This is a genomic window from Methylobacterium sp. WL116 (assembly GCF_008039455.1).
Classification (GTDB): Bacteria; Pseudomonadota; Alphaproteobacteria; order Rhizobiales; family Beijerinckiaceae; genus Methylobacterium.
Map to the genome: position 1 here is coordinate 1 of NZ_VRUV01001029.1, position 691 is coordinate 691.

The window sequence follows — 691 nt, forward strand, 5'->3', positions numbered from 1 at the left end:
ACCGTCGGGATCGCGCTCGACAGGCCGACCAGAGCCAGCGGCCCGCGCCTGCGCCAGCTCTTCGGCAAGCGCGCGACGGGCTACGCCAACTGGCGCCGCGGGCGCTCGCGCAGCCACGACATGGAGGTGCTCGGCGCGCTCGTCGCCGATCTGAGGCTGCAGGCGCCCGACCACGTCGCCTGCACCGGCGACCTGTGCAACATCGGCCTGCCGAGCGAGTGGGACACCGCGCGCATCTTCCTGGAGGCGCTCGGCACGCCCGAGGCGGTCAGCTTCGTGCCGGGAAACCACGACGCCTACGTGCGCGGCTCCCTCGAGGGCCTGCTCGCGGCCTGCGGTGCCTGGACCGCCGACGACGCCGGCGGCAGCGGCACGTTTCCCTATCTGCGCCGGCGCGGGCCGCTGGCTCTGGTCGGCCTGTCGAGCGCGATCCCGACGGTGCCGTTCGTCGCCACCGGCCGGCTCGGGCCGCGCCAGATCGCGGCGGCCGAATCGCTCCTGCGCACGCTGGCGACCGACCCGTCGCGGCCGGCGCGCGTCGTGATGATCCACCACCCGCCCCATCCCGGCGGCGCGAGCCCGGGCCGCGACCTGCGCGATGCCGCGGCCTTCAGCGCGATGCTCGGCCGCGTCGGCGCCGACCTCGTCCTGCACGGGCACAACCACGTGGCGAGCGTCGCCCACGTGGCGG

At 76.0% G+C, this 691-nt stretch carries 1 protein-coding gene; it reads left to right on the forward strand.

Annotated features, from left to right (window positions below; translation table 11 throughout):
- Window positions 1-9: 9 nt before the first annotated feature.
- Window positions 10-691, forward strand: a 682-nt coding sequence (locus FV223_RS29215; RefSeq protein ID WP_147730065.1) for a metallophosphoesterase, incomplete at its 3' end; no start/stop codon positions are given.